General features: G+C 65.6%; 16 protein-coding genes. 6 read left to right on the top strand and 10 right to left on the bottom strand.

Features of this window, described 5'->3' with window-relative positions:
• Positions 1–12 precede the first annotated feature (12 nt).
• From ACVW1B_RS29735 to ACVW1B_RS29750, 4 genes are all read right to left on the bottom strand, one after another.
• Positions 13–1,020 carry a GlxA family transcriptional regulator gene (locus ACVW1B_RS29735; RefSeq protein WP_253606843.1) on the bottom strand — a complete coding sequence of 336 codons (1,008 nt, stop codon included), beginning with the start codon at positions 1,018–1,020 and terminating at the stop codon, positions 13–15.
• 368 nt (positions 1,021–1,388) lie between these two features.
• Positions 1,389–2,033 carry an N-acetyltransferase gene (locus ACVW1B_RS29740; protein WP_253606841.1) on the bottom strand — a complete coding sequence of 215 codons (645 nt, stop codon included), beginning with the start codon at positions 2,031–2,033 and terminating at the stop codon, positions 1,389–1,391.
• A gap of 1 nt (position 2,034) precedes the next feature.
• On the bottom strand, positions 2,035–2,685 hold the full coding sequence (locus tag ACVW1B_RS29745) for a 3-oxoacid CoA-transferase subunit B (protein ID WP_018268725.1): 651 nt from the start codon (positions 2,683–2,685) through the stop codon (positions 2,035–2,037).
• Positions 2,686–2,709: 24 nt separating this feature from the next.
• A complete protein-coding gene (locus tag ACVW1B_RS29750) occupies positions 2,710–3,417 on the bottom strand; it encodes a CoA transferase subunit A (protein WP_253606839.1) in 708 nt (235 codons plus the stop codon).
• 244 nt (positions 3,418–3,661) lie between these two features.
• On the opposite strand from ACVW1B_RS29750, the gene ACVW1B_RS29755 reads away from it, so the two are divergent.
• The 4 genes from ACVW1B_RS29755 to ACVW1B_RS29770 all read left to right on the top strand — a co-directional run bounded on the left by ACVW1B_RS29755 (position 3,662) and on the right by ACVW1B_RS29770 (position 9,093).
• On the top strand, positions 3,662–5,629 hold the full coding sequence (locus ACVW1B_RS29755; protein WP_456822641.1) for an AsmA family protein: 1,968 nt from the start codon (positions 3,662–3,664) through the stop codon (positions 5,627–5,629).
• A 156-nt stretch (positions 5,630–5,785) separates the two neighbouring features.
• Positions 5,786–7,171, top strand: coding sequence for an ABC transporter substrate-binding protein (locus ACVW1B_RS29760; protein WP_456792970.1), 1,386 nt, complete (start codon positions 5,786–5,788; stop codon positions 7,169–7,171).
• A gap of 204 nt (positions 7,172–7,375) precedes the next feature.
• Complete coding sequence (locus ACVW1B_RS29765) at positions 7,376–8,245, top strand: carbohydrate ABC transporter permease (RefSeq protein WP_456822642.1); 870 nt, start codon at positions 7,376–7,378, stop codon at positions 8,243–8,245.
• Complete coding sequence (locus ACVW1B_RS29770) at positions 8,242–9,093, top strand: carbohydrate ABC transporter permease (RefSeq protein ID WP_456822643.1); 852 nt, start codon at positions 8,242–8,244, stop codon at positions 9,091–9,093. Before ACVW1B_RS29765 ends, ACVW1B_RS29770 begins: the two co-directional genes overlap by 4 nt.
• A gap of 92 nt (positions 9,094–9,185) precedes the next feature.
• Here ACVW1B_RS29770 and ACVW1B_RS29775 read toward each other — a convergent pair whose 3' ends face one another.
• From ACVW1B_RS29775 to ACVW1B_RS29785, 3 genes are read right to left on the bottom strand one after another with little or no spacing between them, the layout of a single operon-like run.
• The gene (locus ACVW1B_RS29775) at positions 9,186–10,001 is read right to left on the bottom strand and encodes an ABC transporter permease (RefSeq protein ID WP_456822644.1); all 816 of its coding nucleotides are present in this window, start codon (positions 9,999–10,001) and stop codon (positions 9,186–9,188) included.
• Complete coding sequence (locus tag ACVW1B_RS29780) at positions 10,001–10,915, bottom strand: ABC transporter permease (RefSeq protein ID WP_456822645.1); 915 nt, start codon at positions 10,913–10,915, stop codon at positions 10,001–10,003. The genes ACVW1B_RS29775 and ACVW1B_RS29780 overlap by 1 nt, the downstream gene beginning before the upstream one ends.
• A complete protein-coding gene (locus ACVW1B_RS29785; protein WP_456823078.1) occupies positions 10,912–12,012 on the bottom strand; it encodes an ABC transporter ATP-binding protein in 1,101 nt (366 codons plus the stop codon). The genes ACVW1B_RS29780 and ACVW1B_RS29785 overlap by 4 nt, the downstream gene beginning before the upstream one ends.
• Before the next feature lie 213 nt (positions 12,013–12,225).
• On the opposite strand from ACVW1B_RS29785, the gene ACVW1B_RS29790 reads away from it, so the two are divergent.
• Positions 12,226–12,792, top strand: a complete 567-nt coding sequence (locus ACVW1B_RS29790; RefSeq protein ID WP_456778917.1) for a hypothetical protein — start codon at positions 12,226–12,228, stop codon at positions 12,790–12,792.
• The gene (locus ACVW1B_RS29795) at positions 12,753–13,535 is read left to right on the top strand and encodes a hypothetical protein (protein ID WP_456822646.1); all 783 of its coding nucleotides are present in this window, start codon (positions 12,753–12,755) and stop codon (positions 13,533–13,535) included. The genes ACVW1B_RS29790 and ACVW1B_RS29795 overlap by 40 nt, the downstream gene beginning before the upstream one ends.
• Before the next feature lie 54 nt (positions 13,536–13,589).
• On the opposite strand, the gene ACVW1B_RS29800 is transcribed toward ACVW1B_RS29795, so the two are convergent.
• The 3 genes from ACVW1B_RS29800 to ACVW1B_RS29810 all read right to left on the bottom strand — a co-directional run bounded on the left by ACVW1B_RS29800 (position 13,590) and on the right by ACVW1B_RS29810 (position 18,309).
• Complete coding sequence (locus ACVW1B_RS29800) at positions 13,590–14,753, bottom strand: IS4 family transposase (RefSeq protein WP_057015126.1); 1,164 nt, start codon at positions 14,751–14,753, stop codon at positions 13,590–13,592.
• Between the two features lie 229 nt (positions 14,754–14,982).
• Complete coding sequence (locus ACVW1B_RS29805; protein WP_456822647.1) at positions 14,983–16,449, bottom strand: glycerol-3-phosphate dehydrogenase; 1,467 nt, start codon at positions 16,447–16,449, stop codon at positions 14,983–14,985.
• Between the two features lie 336 nt (positions 16,450–16,785).
• Positions 16,786–18,309 carry an ABC-F family ATP-binding cassette domain-containing protein gene (locus ACVW1B_RS29810; RefSeq protein ID WP_456822648.1) on the bottom strand — a complete coding sequence of 508 codons (1,524 nt, stop codon included), beginning with the start codon at positions 18,307–18,309 and terminating at the stop codon, positions 16,786–16,788.
• Positions 18,310–18,363: the final 54 nt, after the last annotated feature.

The raw sequence follows: 18,363 nt of genomic DNA on the forward strand, positions 1-18,363 counted from the left end.
GACACGGCCTTCTCAGGCGGCGGGAGCCTTGCGCACGAACCGGCGCTGGTATTCGCGGGGCGAGAGCCCGGTTTCACGCTTGAACAGCCGACGGAAGGTCGACAGATCGTTGTAGCCGACGCGCGCGCTGACCGCGTCGAGCTTCAGCCGCGTGGTTTCGATCAGGCGCTTGGCCACGTCCACCCGCAGCGCTTGCAGATATTGCAAGGGCGCCTCGCCGACCGCCAGCTTGAAGCGGCGGTTCAACGTCCGCTCGCTGACCGAAAGGTCGCGGGCCAGCCTGGCAAGGCTGAAGCCCTGCTGCAGCGACTTCTCCATCATACTCTGCGCCCGCGCCACCAGCGCATCGGAGTGCTGCGTGTCGGACGTGCGGCTGACATAGGGGGCCTGCGAGATGCGATTGCTGTCGATCAGCATCAGCTTGCCGGTCTCGGCGGCGACATCGGCACCGGCGAACTTCTCGACCAGCCGAAGCGCGAGATTGAGCGAGGTGGTCACCGCGCCGGAGCAGACAATGCGGTTCTGCTCGGTGAGGATCTCGGCGACGCGCAGATCCACCGCCGGGTAGCGCATCGCGAATGTCCGCCCCTTCGCCCAATGGGTGGTCGCAACCCTGCCGTCGAGCAGGCCGGCCTCGGCGAGGATGAAGCTGCCGGTGCAATAGGACGCGAGCAGGGTGCCGCGCTCATGCTGCCGCCGCAGCGCCGCGAGCAGCGGCTCGACGGTATCGAGCCGCGCGAAGAAACGTTCGATATCGCCGACGAACGGTCCCGGGATCACCACCGCGTCTGCCGAAGACCGCGCGCCGATCGGCCCATCGACGCCGATGACCTGGCCTGACGCCGTCTGGACCGGCCGGCCATTCAATGATTCGACGCGCCACCGCAGCTGTGACGGCATGCCGTTGCGACGTCGCGGCCGCCGTGCCGTCACCGAGTTGGCGGCGGTGAACACGTCGACAATCCCCGCCACGCCCGAAGCGAGGATGCCGTCATAGACCCAGATCCGGATGAGTGGCATGGCCGTGTCCGATTTTGCACAACATGGTGCAATTCTGCCATTGCATGGACGACCGGACAAGCGGGCGGCGGGCGCCGAATGTGACGCGCTGTGTGGCTGCCCGACGGGCAACTCGGCAAAAACCTGTCAACTCGGACAAACCATGTCGCGAGAATGCGGGCGTTGACTTACGGACCGTGCCGCACACTCACCGTCGTCCCGGCGAAGGCCGGGACCCATAACCACCGATGCGAATTGTCATGCGCGATTGCAACGACGAGTCCCGCCTGCAACATCCGCCGCGGCGTATGGGTCCCGGCCCCCGTGCGCAATTGCGCACTAGGCCGGGACGACAGATGTATATGCGGGCCGGTCGCCGTGCGCCCCACTCACATCGCCCGCGCAAATCTGCGAAAGCCAGGCGCGCCGGTCATCGCCTCGAAGGCGGCGTCGCGCTTCTCTTCGGCGAAGGCGAAGCCGGCCCTGGCGTAGCAGCGTTCGGCCGCGTCGTTGCCGATCAGGAACGAGATCGATGCCTGCGTGTAACCGGCCGCCTTGCCGTCGGCGAGTGCGCGGCGGATCAAGTCCTGCACCAGGCCGCCGCTGCGATGGGACGCTTGTCGGGCGACATGCTCGATCAGCCAGTCGCCCTCGCCGCCTTGCACCCAGCAGTTGCGGGCATAGGCGCCGCGCGCGACGATGGCATCGGCATCCATGCCGGTCTCTGCTGCGACTTCCTCGATCGCCGCACGTGCCGCGACGACGGTTCCGGATGCCGGCATCGCGCAGAGCGCGGCAGCCGGCACGCCATCGACTTCAGCAATCAGGAAATGGGCGACGTGATACCATGACCGCACCCGCGCCACGGCGAGCCGTGTCATGAACGCCAGGCATTCCGCCTCGCCCCGGTCGAGCGCGATGTCGAACCAGCCGCGCGGCAACTGGCCGCGCTGCGCGGCCAGAACAGTGCGGGCGATGAAGCCGGCGTCGTCGGATCGTGCGGGACGGATCGAGGATCGTCCCGCGCCGATCATCTCAGGTATTCTTCAGCGCGACGCGGAATTCGGCCTCGGTCTTGGCCTTGACCTCGTCGAGCGTGACGCCGTCGGCGAGCTCGATCAGCGCCATGCCGTCCTTGCCGTGCTTGTCGATGGTGAACACCGCCAAATCCGTGACGACCATGTCGACCACGCGCTCGCCGGTCAGCGGCAGGTTGCACTGCTTGAGCAGCTTCGGGCCGTCCTTGGCGGAATGCTCCATCACGACCACGACGCGCTTGACGCCGGCGACGAGGTCCATGGCGCCGCCCATGCCCTTCACCATCTTGCCGGGGATCATCCAGTTGGCGAGGTCGCCGTTCTGCGCCACCTGCATGGCGCCGAGGATCGACAGATCGATATGGCCGCCGCGCACCATGCCGAAGGAATCGGCCGACGAGAAATAGCTGGTCGAGGGCAGCTCGCTCACCGTCTGCTTCCCGGCATTGATGAGGTCGGCGTCCACCTCGTCCTCATAGGGGAACGGGCCCATGCCGAGCATGCCGTTCTCGCTCTGCAGGCTGACGTCGATACCGTCGGGAATGTAGTTCGAAACCAGCGTCGGAATGCCGATGCCGAGATTGACGTAATAGCCGTCGCGCAACTCCTTGGCGGCGCGGGCGGCCATCTGTTCACGGGTCCAGGCCATGAGGCTCTCCTGAAGAAATGGGTTTTAGGCAGCGGGGCGCGGTCGGGTGTTGCGGAACTCGATCCGCTTCGTGCCGGTCCCGACCTCGATGATGCGCTTGACGAAGATGCCGGGGGTGTGGATGTGGTCCGGATCGATCTCGCCGGCCGGCACCAGGTGCTCGACCTCGGCGACGGTGACCTTCGCCGCGGTGGCCATCATCGGGTTAAAGTTGCGCGCGGTCTTGCGGTAGACCAGGTTGCCGGCGGTATCGCCCTTCCAGGCATGGACGATGGCGACGTCGGCGAACAGGCCGCGCTCCATGATGTACTTCTCGCCGTCGAATTCCTTCACTTCCTTGCCCTCGGCGATCAGCGTGCCGACGCCGGTCTTGGTGTAGAAGGCCGGGATTCCGGCGCCGCCGGCGCGGATGCGCTCGGCCAGCGTGCCCTGCGGGTTGAACTCGAGCTCGAGCTCGCCGGCGAGATACTGCTGAGCGAACAGCTTGTTCTCGCCGACATAGGACGAGATCATCTTCTTGATCTGGCGGGTCTCCAGCAGCCGGCTGAGGCCGATGCCGTCGACGCCGGCATTGTTGGAGACGACGGTGAGGCCCTTGACGCCGGACTCGCGGATCGCGTCGGACAGGGTCTCGGCGATGCCGCAGAGGCCGAAGCCGCCCGACATGATCATCATGCCGTCCTTGAGGAGACCATCGAGTGCCGATTTGGCGTCGGGATAAACTTTGTTCATGCAGCGAATACCTGATGGAGGGCGCGGAACGGCTGTGGCAAACCGGATTATTAGGCGAAATCTTCGCAATGCGTCAATCACGGCCCGGTGCGGCGACGGGCGGCGGCCCGCGGCAGCAACATGGCCTTGAAAGCGACAAGAAAACCCTTCAAGTTGCGTGGGTTGGCAGGGGCCTCCGGCGAGAGCCCGCTGTGTTCGACGACGACCCGACAAAATTCAACCCGACCCGGATATGTCATTGACGATGGCCCAAGGAATTAAGCGCCTGGGGATGCCGATCGCGGCGCTTTTCGGCCTGGCGCTGGTCGGGCTGGTCGGAACGTCGTGGTTCCTCAACCGGGACGCGCTGCAGCGCGCGGTGGAGGCGCAGATCCGCGCCGTGACCGGGCTCGAACTCGTCGTCAACGGCCCGATCGACGTCTCGGTTTTTCCGGGCAGCTACGTCTCCTTTCATAATGTCGGGCTGAAGGGCGCCGATACCATCGGTCCCGCCCTGCAGGTCGACGTGCTGACCGCCAATCTGCGCCTGCTGCCGCTGTTGCTGCGGCGGTTCGAGATTGCCGACGTCATGATGCTCCGTCCCCATATCCATGTGGTCCGCGACGGCGCCGGCGAGAGCAACTGGACGCCGTTCGTCGAGACCATCGCCAAGGCGATGACGCCCGGCGCCGAGAACCAGGTGTCGTTCTCCGAAATCCGGATCCAGGACGGCGAGCTGAACTACCAGGACGGCACCAACAACATCTCCGAGCAGCTCGGCGATATCGACCTGTCGCTGGCCTGGCCCTCGATCTCGCGTTCCTTTGCCGCAACCGGCCAGTTCGACTGGCGCGGCGAACGCGTCGACGGCTCGATCAGCGCCAGCGACTTCGTCGCGTTGCTGTCGGGCGACCGCTCCGGCCTGAAGGCACGGCTCGCCAGCGCGCCGCTGAAAGTTGCTTTCGACGGAACCGTCGCCAACCGCACCAGCCTGATGATGGAAGGCGTCGCCACCATGGACTCACCGTCGCTGCGCAACGCGTTGCGCTGGATGGGACAGGCCCCGCCCGGCGGCGGTGGCGGCTTCGGCCGCTTCGCGCTGAAGGCCCGCGCCAATGTGGTCGGCGGCTCGGTCGCGCTCACCAATGTCAATGTCGAGCTCGACGGCAACGTCGCCGAGGGCGTGATGACCTACGCCAATAACGGCCGGCAGACGCTGCAGGCGACGCTTGCCGCCGGCAATCTCGATTTCACGCCTTACATCTCGACGTTCCGCCTGCTGGCCAGCGGCCAGCGCGACTGGAACAGGCAGCTGTTCGACCTGTCCTCGCTGTCGTCGACCGATCTCGACATGCGCCTGTCGGCGGCCAAGGTGACGGTCGGCCCGTCCAAGCTCGGCCGCACCGCGTTCGGCGCCAATCTGCGCGGCGGCGCGCTGGCGCTCAGCGTCGGCGAGGCGCAGATGTATGGCGGCATCGCCAAGGGCTCGTTCGCGATCGCGCGCTCGGATGCGGTCGCCGACGTCAGGGCGCAATTCCAGTTCACCGATGTCGATCTGCAGGCCTGCGCCGGCGAATTGTTCGGCATCAACAAGCTGTCCGGCCGCGGCAACCTCAACGTCTCGCTGACCGCCTCGGGCTCGAGCCCGTTCGGGCTCGCGTCGTCGCTCGACGGCACCGCGACGCTGAACGGGCATGACGGCGCGATCGCGGGCTTCAATGTCGAGCAGCTGTTGAAGCGGCTGGAGAAGCGGCCGCTGTCCGGCGGCGGCAATTTCCGCTCCGGCTCGACGCCCTACGACAATCTCAGCATCTCGGTGAAATTCGCCGACGGCGTCGCGACCGCTGACGACATTCATGTCGAAAGCCCCACCGCGAAGATCACGCTGACCGGCACGGCCTCGGTGCCGTCGCGCGAATACGATCTCAAGGGCGTCGCCAGCCTGACCTCGGCATCGGCCGGCGGCAACGGTTTCGATCTGCCCTTCGTGATCCAGGGGCCGTGGGACGATCCGCTGATCTTCCCCGATCCGGAAAGCCTGATCCGCCGCTCGCCGGCCTCCGCCCCGCTGCTCGATGCGGTGAAGGATCGCAAGACCCGCGACGCGGTGCGCTCGGTGATCGAGCGCTTCACCGGCGGAGGAGCCGCACGGCCCGCGGCGGCGCCCGATGCTGCGGCAGGCGCGCCCGGCGGCGCACCGGCGGCGTCGGCCGAGAATGCGAAGTCGAACTGAATCCATTCACTTTGCGCATCGATGCACCGGGACCGATCCACGCGCTCGCCGCAAACCCCTACACAAGTCGGCGGCGCGACATCTTTATCGGGTCACGGGCATGCGCTAGTGTTTTCTCCAACCGGTTAAAAAGCCGGCCTCATGAGGGAGAACAACGTGAGATCCAAGGTTATCGGTGCGCTATCAATTGCGGTCGCCGCGGTCGGCCTGTTCGCCGCAACTGCACCCGCTCTGGCCCAGGGCAAAACGATTACCGTCTGGTGGGGCAAGGGATTTTACAAATCCGAAGACGACGCGCTGCTCGAGACGATCAAGAAATTCGAGGCCAAGACCGGCATCAAGGTCGAATTGTCGCAATACGCGATCCAGGACATGATTCCGAAGACGGTCGCCGCGCTCGATTCCGGCACCGTGCCCGACGTCGCCTATTCCGACACCTACGACGTGCAGGCCCAGGGCAAGTGGGCCTACGAGGGCAAGCTCGAGGACCTCTCGGACGTCATGACACCGATCCAGGATCGGTTTGCGCCGAACACGCTGGAAGCGTCGAAGCTCTATGACGATGTCGCCAAGAAGCGGTCCTATTACGGCTTCCCGCTGAAGCAGCAGAGCATGCACGTCCAGATCTGGAAGGACATGCTGGAGAAGGCCGGCTTCAAGCAGAGTGACATCCCGAACGACTGGAACGGTTACTGGACGTTCTGGTGCGACAAGGTGCAGCCCGCGATCCGCAAGGCCACCGGCCAGCGCATCTATGCAGTCGGCCAGCCGATGGGCGTGGAATCCACCGACTCGTTCCAGTCGTTCTACACCTTCATGGACGCCTACCACATCAAGCTGGTCGACGACGACGGCAAGCTCCTGGTCGACGATCCCAAGGTGCGCGACGGCCTGATCCACGCGCTGAAGGATTACACCGACACCTACATCAAGGGCTGCACGCCGCCCTCCTCGACGACCTGGAAGGACCCGGACAACAACGTCGCCTTCCACAACAAGACGATCGTGATGACCCACAATTTCACGATCTCGATCGCGGCGAAGTGGTTCGAGGATTCCACCAACCCGGCGCTGACCGATGCGCAGCGCGCCGCCGGCAAGCAGGCCTATGAACAGGACATCATCACGGCGTCCTTCCCGAAGGCGCCGGACGGATCGACCATCCGCTACCGCTCCGACGTCAAGACCGGGCTGATCTTCGCCAATGCCAAGAACAAGGCCGAGGCCAAGCAGTTCATCAGTTTCCTGCTCGAGGAAGACAACGTGCGGCCCTATATCGAGGGTGCGCTCGGCCGCTGGTTCCCGGTGACCAAGGCCAGCCAGGCGAGCCCGTTCTGGCAGGCCGACCGGCATCGCAAGGCGGTCTGGACCCAGTTCACCGGCGGCACTGCGCCGTTCGACTTTACCAAGAACTGGAAGTTCACCATCCTCAACAACGAGAACGTCTGGGCCAAGGCCATGAACCGCGTCGTCAGCGAGAAGGTGCCGGTGGACAAGGCCGTCGACGAACTGATCGCCCGCATCAAGCAGGTCGCGGGGTAACATCGACGATGACCGGCACTGCCGACACTTGCTCCGCGTCGTCCCGGCGAAAGCCGGGACCCATACGCCGAGGCAGTAATTTGGGAGCAGGCCGGTCGACGGCTTTCTGGCAACGGCCGGGCCCTGTGGTTATGGGTCCCGGCCTTCGCCGGGACGACGACGTAGGCGACATCGACGACGTAGGCGACATCTTAGAGTAACCGAATGGCGATCACACTCTCCGCATCCGATGCTCCCTCGCCGCCGTTGTCGGCGCGGCTGTCGCCGCCGCAGGTCTGGGGCATCGTGCTGCTCGCGCCCTATCTGCTCGTCTTCCTCGCCTTCGTGGTCTATCCGGTTGGCTACGGCCTGTGGCTGGCGCGCCATCCGGCGAGCTATGTCGCGCTCTATCACGACCCGATCTTCGCGCGCGCGGCGATCAACACGCTGATCTTCCTGGTCATCGGCATCAACATCAAGATGCTGATCGCGCTGTTCCTGTCCGGCTTCTTCGCCCAGCAGCGGCCCTGGATCAGATGGCTGTCCGTCATCTTCATCCTGCCCTGGGCGGTGCCGTCGATCCCGACCATCCTGTCGGTGCGCTTCATGCTCAATCCGGAATGGGGCGTGGTCAACCAGCTGATCTTCAAGTTCACCGGCGATGACGGCCCGAACTGGCTGAACGATCCGGCGGTCGCGCTCGCAATGGCGATCGGTGTCCACATCTGGAAGTCGCTGCCGTTCTGGACGCTGATCCTTTTGACCGGGCGGCTCGCCATCTCGCACGATCTGTACGAGGCCTCCGACGTCGACGGCGCCAATTGGTGGCAGAAATTCCGCTACATCACCTGGCCGTCGATGCAGACGCTCTACGTCACGTGCACGCTGCTCTCGATGATCTGGACGCTCGGCGACTTCAACAGCGTCTATTTGCTCACCGGCGGCGGGCCCGCCGACCTCACCCACGTGCTGTCGACCCTCGGCATCCGCTATCTGCGCCTCGACCAGCTCTCGCTGGCGATGGCCTCGATCGTCTGCGCGATGCCGTTCGTGCTGCCGCTGGTCTATTACATGATGAAACGGTTGTCGCGATGAAGCTGCCCACCCTCCGCGAAGTCGGCACCGAAGCCAAGCTGCTCCTGATCGGCATCCCGGTCTTCATCTGGACCATGATCCCGATCTACCACATGTTCGTGTTCGCGATCTCGCCCAAGGAGGACGCGTTCTCCGGCAAGCTGTGGCCGACGCATCCGACGCTGCACAATTTCGAGATCGTGTTCAATCAGCAGCACTACTTCCTGCGCGACTTCTGGATCCAGTTCTGGAATTCGACCGTGATCGCGCTCGCGGTCGGCGCGCTGACGCTGTTCGTCGCCACCGCCGCCGCGTTCTCGATCTCGCGGCTGCGCGTGCCGGGCGGCCGCGCCGTCATGAATCTGGCGCTGTTCACCTATTTCATCCCGGCCGCGTTCCTCGCCGTGCCGATGTACCGCACCATGGGCACCTATGGCCTCTTGAACAATCACTGGTCGCTGATCCTGGCGATGGTGACGATCGCGGCGCCCTACGCGATCTGGGTCCTGAAGCAGGCCTCCGACAAGCTGCCGGTCGAGCTGGATGAAGCCGCGACGATGGACGGCGCCACCACGCTGCAGCTGTTCCGCCTGGTCTATGTGCCCTTGATGATGCCGTCGCTGGTCGCGGTCGGGACCTATGCGATACTGCTCGCGTGGAACGAATATCTCTACGCCTTCCTGCTGTTGTCGAAGGACACCGACATCACGCTGCCGGTCGCGCTCGGCAACTTCCTCGCCGCGGACGACTCGCCGTGGGAGCTCCTGATGACCACCGGCTTCATCTACGCGCTGCCGCCGGCCGCGGTCTATTACGCCTTCAAGCGCTACATGGTGGGCGGATTGACCGCCGGCGCCGTCAAGTCGTGACGCGCTGTCATTCCGGGATGGTGCGCTAGCACCAGACCCGGAATCTCGAGATTCCGGGTTCGATGTTTCACATCGCCCCGGAATGACGGAAATTACAGCGGCGCGGCGCTCTCGCCGCGCGCGCTCGACAGTTTCGAGGCGAACGAGGCGATCACGATGATCACGGCGATCAGCGCGATCACCAGCGTGCAGATCGCGTTGATCTCGGGTTTCACGCCGAGCCGGACCTCGGAATAGATCCGGATCGGCAGCGTCGCCGAGCCCGGGCCGGTGGTGAAGCTCGCGATCACGACGTCGTCGAGCGACAGCGTAAAGGCCAGCATCCAGCCGGCGACGATCGCCGGCACGATCAGCGGCAGCGTCACCAGGAGGAACGCTCGCACCGGATCGCAGCCGAGGTCCATCGCGGCCTCCTCCAGGCTGCGGTCGAGCGTGGCGAGGCGCGACTGCACCACGACCGTGACGAAGCACATCGTCAGCGTGGTGTGGGCGATCGTCACGGTCCAGAAGCCGCGCTCGGCATTGAGCGCCACGAACAGGAGCAGCAGCGACAGGCCGGAGATCACCTCCGGCATGACCAGCGGCGAATACAGCATGCCGGAGAACAGCGCCCGCCCCCGGAACCGCTCGCCGCGCGCCAGCCCGACCGCCGCCAGCGTGCCCAGCAGTGTCGCCAGCGTCGCCGACACCGCGGCGACCGACAGGCTCATCCACGCCGCCTCCAGCATGGCGCGGTCGCCAAAGAACTCGCGGTACCAGCGCAGCGACCAGCCGCCCCACACCGTCACCAGCCGCGAGGCGTTGAACGAGTAGATCACGAGGATGACGATCGGCAGATAGAGGAAGGCCAGCCCGAGCGCCAGCGACGTCATGTTGAAGCGGGTGAGCCTGGTGATGGTGCGCGCCATCAGCGGTTCGCCTCGAGCTGACGCCGCTGCAGGCGGTCGTAGAGCACGAGCGGCGGCACCAGCAGCAGCAACAAGGCGACCGCGGCGGCCGATGCGACCGGCCAGTCCTTGTTGGTGAAGAACTCTAGCCACAGCGTCTGCCCGATCATCAGCGAGTTGGAGCCGGCGAGCAGGTCGGGGATCACAAACTCGCCGACAACAGGAATGAAGCAGAGCAGCGCGCCGGCGCCGACGCCGGGCAGCGACAGCGGGAATGTCACCAGCCAGAACGCCTGCAACGGCGAGGCGCCGAGATCGCCCGCGGCCTCCAGCAGCGACGCGTCCATCCTGGAGAGCGTCGCATAGAGCGGCAGGATCATGAACGGCAGATAGGAATAGACGATGCCGAGATACATCGCGCTGTCCGTCGACAGCCAGACCACCGGCGCGGACACGATGTGCAGCGCCAGCAGAACCTGGTTGAGCAGGCCGTCATGCTGCAGGATATTGATCCAGGCATAGATGCGGATCAGGAACGAGGTCCAGAACGGCACGATGACCAGCATCATCGCCACGCCCTGCCAACGCTGCGGCAATCGCGCCATGCCGTAGGCTATGGGATAGCCGATCAGGAGCAGGATCAGCGTCGCGGTCACCGCGACGACGAGGCTGCGCAGATAGGACAGGATGTAGAGATTGTCCGATATCAGCAGGCGGAAATTGTCGAACGACAATTGCGCGAACGCCGCGGCCAGCGCGGCGCGGCCCTCGGTGATATCGAACACCGGCGTATAGGGCGGCTGCGCGATCGCGGTCTGCGACAGGCTGATCTTCAGCACGAAGCCGAACGGCACCAGGAAGAACAGCACCATCCACAGATAGGGCGCGATCGCGGCGAGCCGCGCCGGCCGGGCGAAGATGCGGCGCGCGCTCATTGCTCGAGCACCAGGCAATCGTCGGCGGTGAACCATGCCACCACGCGCTGGCCGGCGAGATAGGCATCGACGTCGAGCCGCGCGGTATTGGCCATCGACGCGCGCACCACCGCGCCCGTCTCCAGCTTCACCCGATAGCTGGTCACGCCGCCGAGATAGTTGACGTCGGTGACGACGCCCTCCAGCCGGTTGATCGCCTGCGACGCGCCTCCGTCCATTGCCGGCGCGCGGCGCGACAGCTTCACCTTCTCGGGGCGGATCGCGACGGCGACGACCTGCTTGGTCACCGGCGGCCACAGCTCGCTGACCGCCAGCCTACCTGCATCAGCGGTCGCGACCGTCAGGCGCCCATTCTCGCGGGACGTGACCTCGCCGTTGAACAGATTGATATCGCCGACGAACTCGGCGATCCAGCGCGAGGCCGGCGCCTCGTAGAGATTGCGCGGGGTTGCGACCTGAACCAGACGGCCGGCATCCATCACCCCGATGCGGCCGGCCATCGTCATCGCCTCCTCCTGGTCGTGGGTGACGATGATGAAGGTCATGCCGAGCCGGCGCTGCAGCTCCATCAATTCGGCCTGCGTGCTCTCGCGCAGCTTCTTGTCGAGCGCGGCGAGCGGCTCGTCGAGCAGCAGCACCTGCGGGCGCCGCGCCAGCGAGCGCGCCAGCGCGACGCGCTGCCGCTGTCCGCCGGAGAGCTGGTCGGGCTTGCGCTTCTCCATCCCCTCAAGCTTGACGAGCGCCACCATCTCGGCGACGCGGGCCGCGATATCGCCGCGCGCCATGCCGGCACGCTTCAGACCGAAGGCAATGTTGTCGCGCACCGACAGATGCGGGAACAGCGCGTAGTTCTGGAACATCATGTTGACGGGCCGCTCATGCGGCAGCACCTGGGCAATGTCGCTGCCGCCAAGCAGGATGCGGCCCTCGTCCGGCGTCTCGAAGCCGGCGAGCATGCGCAGCAGCGTGGTCTTGCCGCAGCCGCTCGGGCCGAGCAGCGCGAAGAACTCGCCGGCGCGGATATCGAGCGAGAGCTTGTCGACCGCGCGGAAATTGCCGAACGACTTGGCGACACCCTCGATCCGCAGCAGCGGCATGTCCGAGACGGCCGGTTCAGGCAACGGCCTTGCCGCCTCCGCACTCGCTTCGCCCGATGTCACGTCCGTCAGCCCCGATTTCCCGTAAGGTCCGATTCTGGCGGCAAGCTAGCGGCGGATCGCCACCGGCTCAACCGCCTCACGGACATCTCCCGCAATATTGTCGGCGTCCACGCCTCTGCTAGACTTCGCAGCCAATTCGAGGGGCAACCGATGATTCACGACCGCTACGGCCTGCCGCTGACGACGAGCTCGGACCGCGCCGCCGCCTACTATGTCGACGGCGTCGATCGCATGCTGGCGGCGCTGCACGGCGCCGATGCGGCGTTCGAGGCGGCGATCGCCGAGGACCCCGATTTCGCATTGGCCCATATCGGCCGTGCCCGCGTGCACCAGCTCAACATGGAAGGCGCCAAGGCCCGCGCCAAGGCGGCCGATGCACGGCAGCTGGCCGCGGCCGCAAGCCCGCGCGAGCGCCAGCACATCGAGATCTTGGCGTCCGTGATCGAGAGCCAGCCCAGGAAGGCGGTGACGGAAGCCGAACGGCATCTCACCGAATATCCGCGTGATGCGCAGGTGCTGTCGCTGTTGCTCGGCGCCTTCGGCCTCTATGCGTTCTCCGGCCGGCCCGATCATGACCCGCACGGCTTGCCGTCTGCGAACGTTACGCCGGCGTCTATGGCGACGATTGGTGGTTCCTCACCTATCTCGGCTGGTCGAAGACCGAGGCCGGCGATGTCGTGTCCGGCCGCGCCATCACCGAGCGCGGCTATGCGCTGAAGCCGGAGAACGCCGGCGCCGCGCACGCCATCGCGCATGCGTTGTTCGAGCAGGGCGACGCGGCGGAAGGCCGCAGCTTCCTCTCCGCCTGGCTGCCGGCGAATGATCGCACCAGCTTCCTGCAGGGCCATCTCGCCTGGCACCTCGCCTTGATCGCGATCGAGGAAGGCGACGCCGACAGCGCGCTCGACATTTACGAGCAGCACATCAAGCCGGCGGGCCGCCCCTATCCGCCGCTCAATATCTTCACCGACACGGCCTCGCTGCTCTGGCGGCTGACGGTCGCCGGCAAGACCGGTCTCGAGCAGCACTGGAAGGATGTCGCCGCCTATGGCAACGGCTACTTCCCGAAGGCCGGCGCACATTTCGCCGACGTGCACCACGCGCTGGTCGCAGCGACGACGAACAACGACGCGCTCGAGGCGCGGCTGGTCGAGATGGCCACGCGCGACGCCGACGGCAGATTGGCGCCCGGCCCCGCGGCGATCGGGCTCGGCCGCGGGATCGCGGCCTTCGCCGCCGGCGATCACCACGACGCCGTGCGGATCCTTGCGCCGCTGATGCCCGAACTGGTGCGGATCGGCGGCAGCCATGCGCAACGCGAATTGTGGGAGGATACCTTCATCGTCGCGTGCCTGCGCGCCGGCCAGGGCCGGCAGGCAACGAGCCTGATCTCGGAGCGGCTGCATCGCCGTCCGTCCCGGCGCGACCTCGCCTGGTCACAGGAGGCGGCCCGGCAATAGCCGCTGCTGGAGCTCTCCTCCTTCCCCCTGAAAGGCAGGGGTGTCCGGGGAAATTCAGGCATAGCGGAGCTCCATCTGGTCAGGTGAGATGGTTGATTTCCGACGGCTGGGGTTGATGGGCGGAGGTTTGTCGATGGCAGCGAGGGATCGACGCGTGAGCAGGAGCTGGCCGACGAGTTCGGCGAACCTGAGCGGGAGCATTTTGATGCAGTTGGTGTGAGCGGCGATGCGCAGCAGCAGGTAGGCAATCATCGCAGCGAGCACCTGAAGGCGGATCGCGTTGTCGTTGGCGCCGAGGAACTTGCGAATATCGAGATGCTGCTTGATCCAGCGGAACAGCAGCTCGATTTGCCATCGGCTCTTGTAGAGGGCGGCGATCTCGACGGCGCTACGGGCAAGGTCGTTGGTCAGGAGTGTGATCTTGCCGCCTTTCTCGCGTCTGATCTTGATGCGGCGGAGCGGGATTGGAAGGCGCGAATCGCCCTTGCTGGTGAGCTTCACCTCGTCATCGGCAAGGATTTCGAAGCCATCCCCGTTACGCTTGCGGATGGCGCGATGCCTGAGCGAGCGAAGACGGATGCTCGTCTTCGCCCGGGTAACGAAGAAAGCCTTGCTATCATTGATCTTCTGCCACCAGTCGAAACGGCAATAGCCCTTGTCAAACACATAGGTGGTGGCGGGCTGGATTGGGGTCTGTCGGCCGATCTCGATGTCATTGACGTTCGCGGCCGTCATCTCGACGCAGGTCGGGACATCGCTCCTTGGGTCGTAGACGACATGCAGCTTCATGCCGCGGATGCGGCCGTTCCACGTCGCCCAACTGCAGACCTTGCCGAGCGGGATCGGACTGGCGTCGATCAGACGCACCATCTCCATGCCTTCACTCCGCAGCTGGCGACGCGCCATCGCCGACAGCGCCGCAAAGGTTTGCGCGAAAATGCCGATCGGACGGCGGGCATTGGCATCGGACAACGTCGAGCGCGACAGCTTGCCGGTTCCCAAGTGATAGTGATGCTGCGAATTGGCGTTGAAGCCAGTCACCACCCCGCGCAGACTGCTGTTGCCGCTAAGCTGGGCATAGATCAGCGCCACCAGATGATCCCAGCTCCTGAACGACTTGTCGTAGGCATCCCCGTCCAGACGATCCACAACCGTCTGAAACTGCCGTCGATTGATCGGTTCAAGCAGCCTTCCAAAAATGCTACCGCGATATCGCATGCTCGGCCCTCTGTGTCTCGACAACCAGAAAAGACCGATTTGCCTCGGTCCTGCCGAGCATGCACCGCGACACAGTGAATCATTCCCCGGACACCCCTGCCTGAAAGGGGGAAGGTCGGGATGGGGGTCGGCCACGAACGACACCGGTTGTCATGGAGGCAGAATCCCCACCCGCTTTGCTCTACGAGCAAAGCGACCTCCCCTTTTCAAGGGGAGGTTTGAAGCGAGCTCAATCCATCTTCGCCATGAATGCCGCAAGCGCGTCGCGAGCGGCTTGCGGCATGGTCAGCCCGAGCTTGGAGCGGCGCCACAGGATATCGTCAGCAAAGCGCGCCCATTCCTTGCGCATGAGGTAACCCACCTCGGCGCCGGTCAGTTCGGGACCGAAGGCCGGGCCGAGATCGGCCTTCTCTTTGGCGTCTCCCAAAATGTCCTTCACATTCAGCCCATAGGCAGCCACCAGCCGCCGCGCCGGCGCCTCGCCGAGGAAGCGCCAGCGGTCGCGGGCGATGTCGACCTCGGTCTCGAAGCGCTGCCAGGCGAACTCGCCGCCCGGCAGCGGCGCCGTTGCGGTCCAGCGCGGCGTCATCGGATAGAACCGCGTGAACTCCGACACTGCCCGCTCGGCGCGGCGCCGCGCGGTGGTGACGTCGCCGCCGAAGATCGTGAGCAGCGGCGCCTTGCCGCGCCTGACATCGAGCAGCGCTGCGCCATCGCTCATGTGCCGGCGCGCGGGCACGAGCACGGAATTGGCACCGGAGACGGTCCGCAGCACATCGACCGGAGCGATCTGCTCGCGAAAGTAGCGATTGGCGGCGTCGCAGAGATAGGCCTCCTCGCGCACACCAATTGCGACAACCGCCGGATCACCCTTGAAGGGATGACTGACGCTGCCGATCAGGGTGAAGTCGCGCTCGTAGGAACTGGCGAAGATCAACCGGCCGTCAGGGTTCTGAAACACATAGACGTTGTCGCAGTCGAACAGGCGGCGCACCACGATCTGGCTGATCTGCACGGTCGCAAGCTGCGGCGCGGGCACCCGCAGCACGATGTCGGCGACCGAGGCGGTCCACGCGCCGGTCGCGCTGACCAGCGCCCGCGCCGTGATCACCCGCCGGTAGCCGCGGTCGATCGCGACTAGCCGCCAGGTCTCGCCGCGCTCGGCCCGAGTCACGCGCGCGCCGGTGCGGATATCGGCGCCGCGCGCCGCGGCGTCGACGGCGGTGAGCACGACGAGCCGGGAATCGTCGACGACGCAGTCGGAATATTCGAACGCGGTTCCGAACGGCCGCTTCAGCGCATTGCCGACGGGATGGTGGGTGACATCGAGCGTCGCCGAGCGCGGCAGACCGCTGCGCGAAGTCAGCCGCTCATAGAGCAGCAGCAACGACCGCAGCTGCCACGGCGGCCGCTCCTCGGCATGAGCAGGGATCACAAAGCGCACCGGCCGCACCAGATGCGGCGCGATGCGCAGCAACACGTCGCGTTCCCTCAGCGCCCTGCGGACGCGGAAGAACTCCCGCCGTTCCAGTCCGGCCAGATCGCCATGGACCAACCGCGGCGAAGCCTGCGATGCGCCGGAACCGAGATCGCCCTGCTCCAGCAGGATCACGCGCAGGCCGCGGCCGGCGGCATCACGGGCAATGCTCGTGCCGTTCAGGCCACCGCCGATGATCGCGACGTCGTAGTCCGCCATGCGCAACGCCTATCGCATTTTCATGCGAACAAAAGACGGGTTCGCACGAAAAATGCGTCAAGGCGCGGCGCTGAACTGCATGATGTCTGGGTGAATCACGACACACTCACCTTCCCGCTTGCTGGGGGCGAGCGCACGCTTGCATGATTTCGGAATATTGGAATAATGCCCCTGAGTTGCCCGACGTGTCAAGTAGCCTGCTCGAACGCCGGCCGCCCCGGCTACTTTGCATGGGGTTGTTTTCGATATTTTGGCAGCGCTCCTCCTGCGACGGCCCCGCAAGCGGGAGAGGCACACCGTCTTCGCGACGGCTATCCAATCTGACTCCATCACGCGCTAGTCCGTACCGGCCGCGGCAAAGAACTGTTCCGGTCCGTCGACCTCGATCAGCTTCCTGCCTTCGATCACCCAGAACCGGTTGGCCACCGTGCGCACGAACTGGCGGTCGTGCGACACCAGGAGGCAGCTGGCCTGCCGTTCCATCAACTCGTCCTCCAGCGCCTCCTGGCCCTCGATGTCGAGGTGGTTGGTCGGCTCGTCGAGCAGATAGAAGTTCGGCTGGGTGAACCGCAGCACCAGCATGCCGAGGCGGGCCTTCTGCCCGCCCGACAGCCGCCCGATCGGACGGCCCTGCATCTCGATCGAGAGCCCGGCGCCGGCGAGCAGGCCGCGCGCCCGCTGATCGCCGACCTCGAAGCGCCGCGTCAGCATGCGCATCGGCGTGTCGCTATCGGCGAGATCGGCCAGCGCCTGGTCGCAATAGCCAAGCACCAATGACTCGGTGGCCCGGATCTCGGCCGGTGCCGCTGCGGCATTCTCGATCGCCAGCCGCAGCGCCGCGACGAAGCGGGTCTTGCCGGCGCCATTCGGCCCGAGCAGCGCAATCCGGTCGCCCTTGCAGATGAACTGCTGGCCGGTCCTGAACAACAGCCGGCCGTCAGGTGTGGCGATCCCGGCATTGTCCAGCATGATCAGGACCTTGGCATGGGTGTCGCGGTTGGCGAGCCGGATCGTTCCGGCCGAGCGTTCCAGATGCGCGGGCTTCGCCGTCTCCTCGAGCTTCTCGGCGCGCTGCTTCAACTGCCTGGTCTTCGACAGCAGAAGGTCGCTGCCGGAATTGATGCCGAGGTTGTTGAGCTTCGCGGCCTGCTGCCGGAGCTGCCGCGCGGCCTTCATGTCGCGCTGATAGCGCCGCTCGTCCGAGGCATCGAATTCGTCGAGCGCGGTGCGCGCCGCGGTATAGGGCAGCGAGAACAGCTGCGACCGCTCCGGGCGCAGGAACAGCGTCCGGTTGGTCGTCGCATCGAGGAAGGCGCGATCATGGCTTGCGATCACCACCGGCATCTCGCGCGGCAGTGCGTTCAGCCAGGCCTCAAGCCGGCCGATCTTGGCGAGGTCGAGATGGTTGGTCGGCTCATCGAGCAGCAGCACATCGGGCTCGGTCACCAGCACGCGGGCGAGCACCGCAAGCCGCAGCCATCCGCCGCTCAGCTGCTTCAGCGGTCTCGTCCACAGCTCCTCCGGCACCTCGAGCGACTGCAAGGCGACGTCGACCCGCCAGCCCTCGCTGGCGCGCTGCTCGCCGGGAAGCGCCTCGAGCACGGCGGCATGGAACGGCGTATCCAGCAGTCTTGGCGGCGCATCCTGCTCGACATGGCCAACGGTCAGTCCCCGCGCGCGGGTGATATCGCCTTCGTTAGGCTCCATCGCATCTGCGATACAGCGCAGCAGCGTGGACTTGCCACGGCCGTTGGCGGCCACGAGGCCGATCCGGTCGCCGGCATTAACGACAAAATTCAGTTCGGAAAACAGCGGCGCGTTCAGCGTCACGCCGAGATTACGGACATTGATGAGGGTCACGATCAATTCTCTGGTCTTGCCGGCAATCGCAACATCCCGAGGCGTCCAGCCATC

The organism is Bradyrhizobium sp. USDA 4502 (assembly GCF_054063355.1).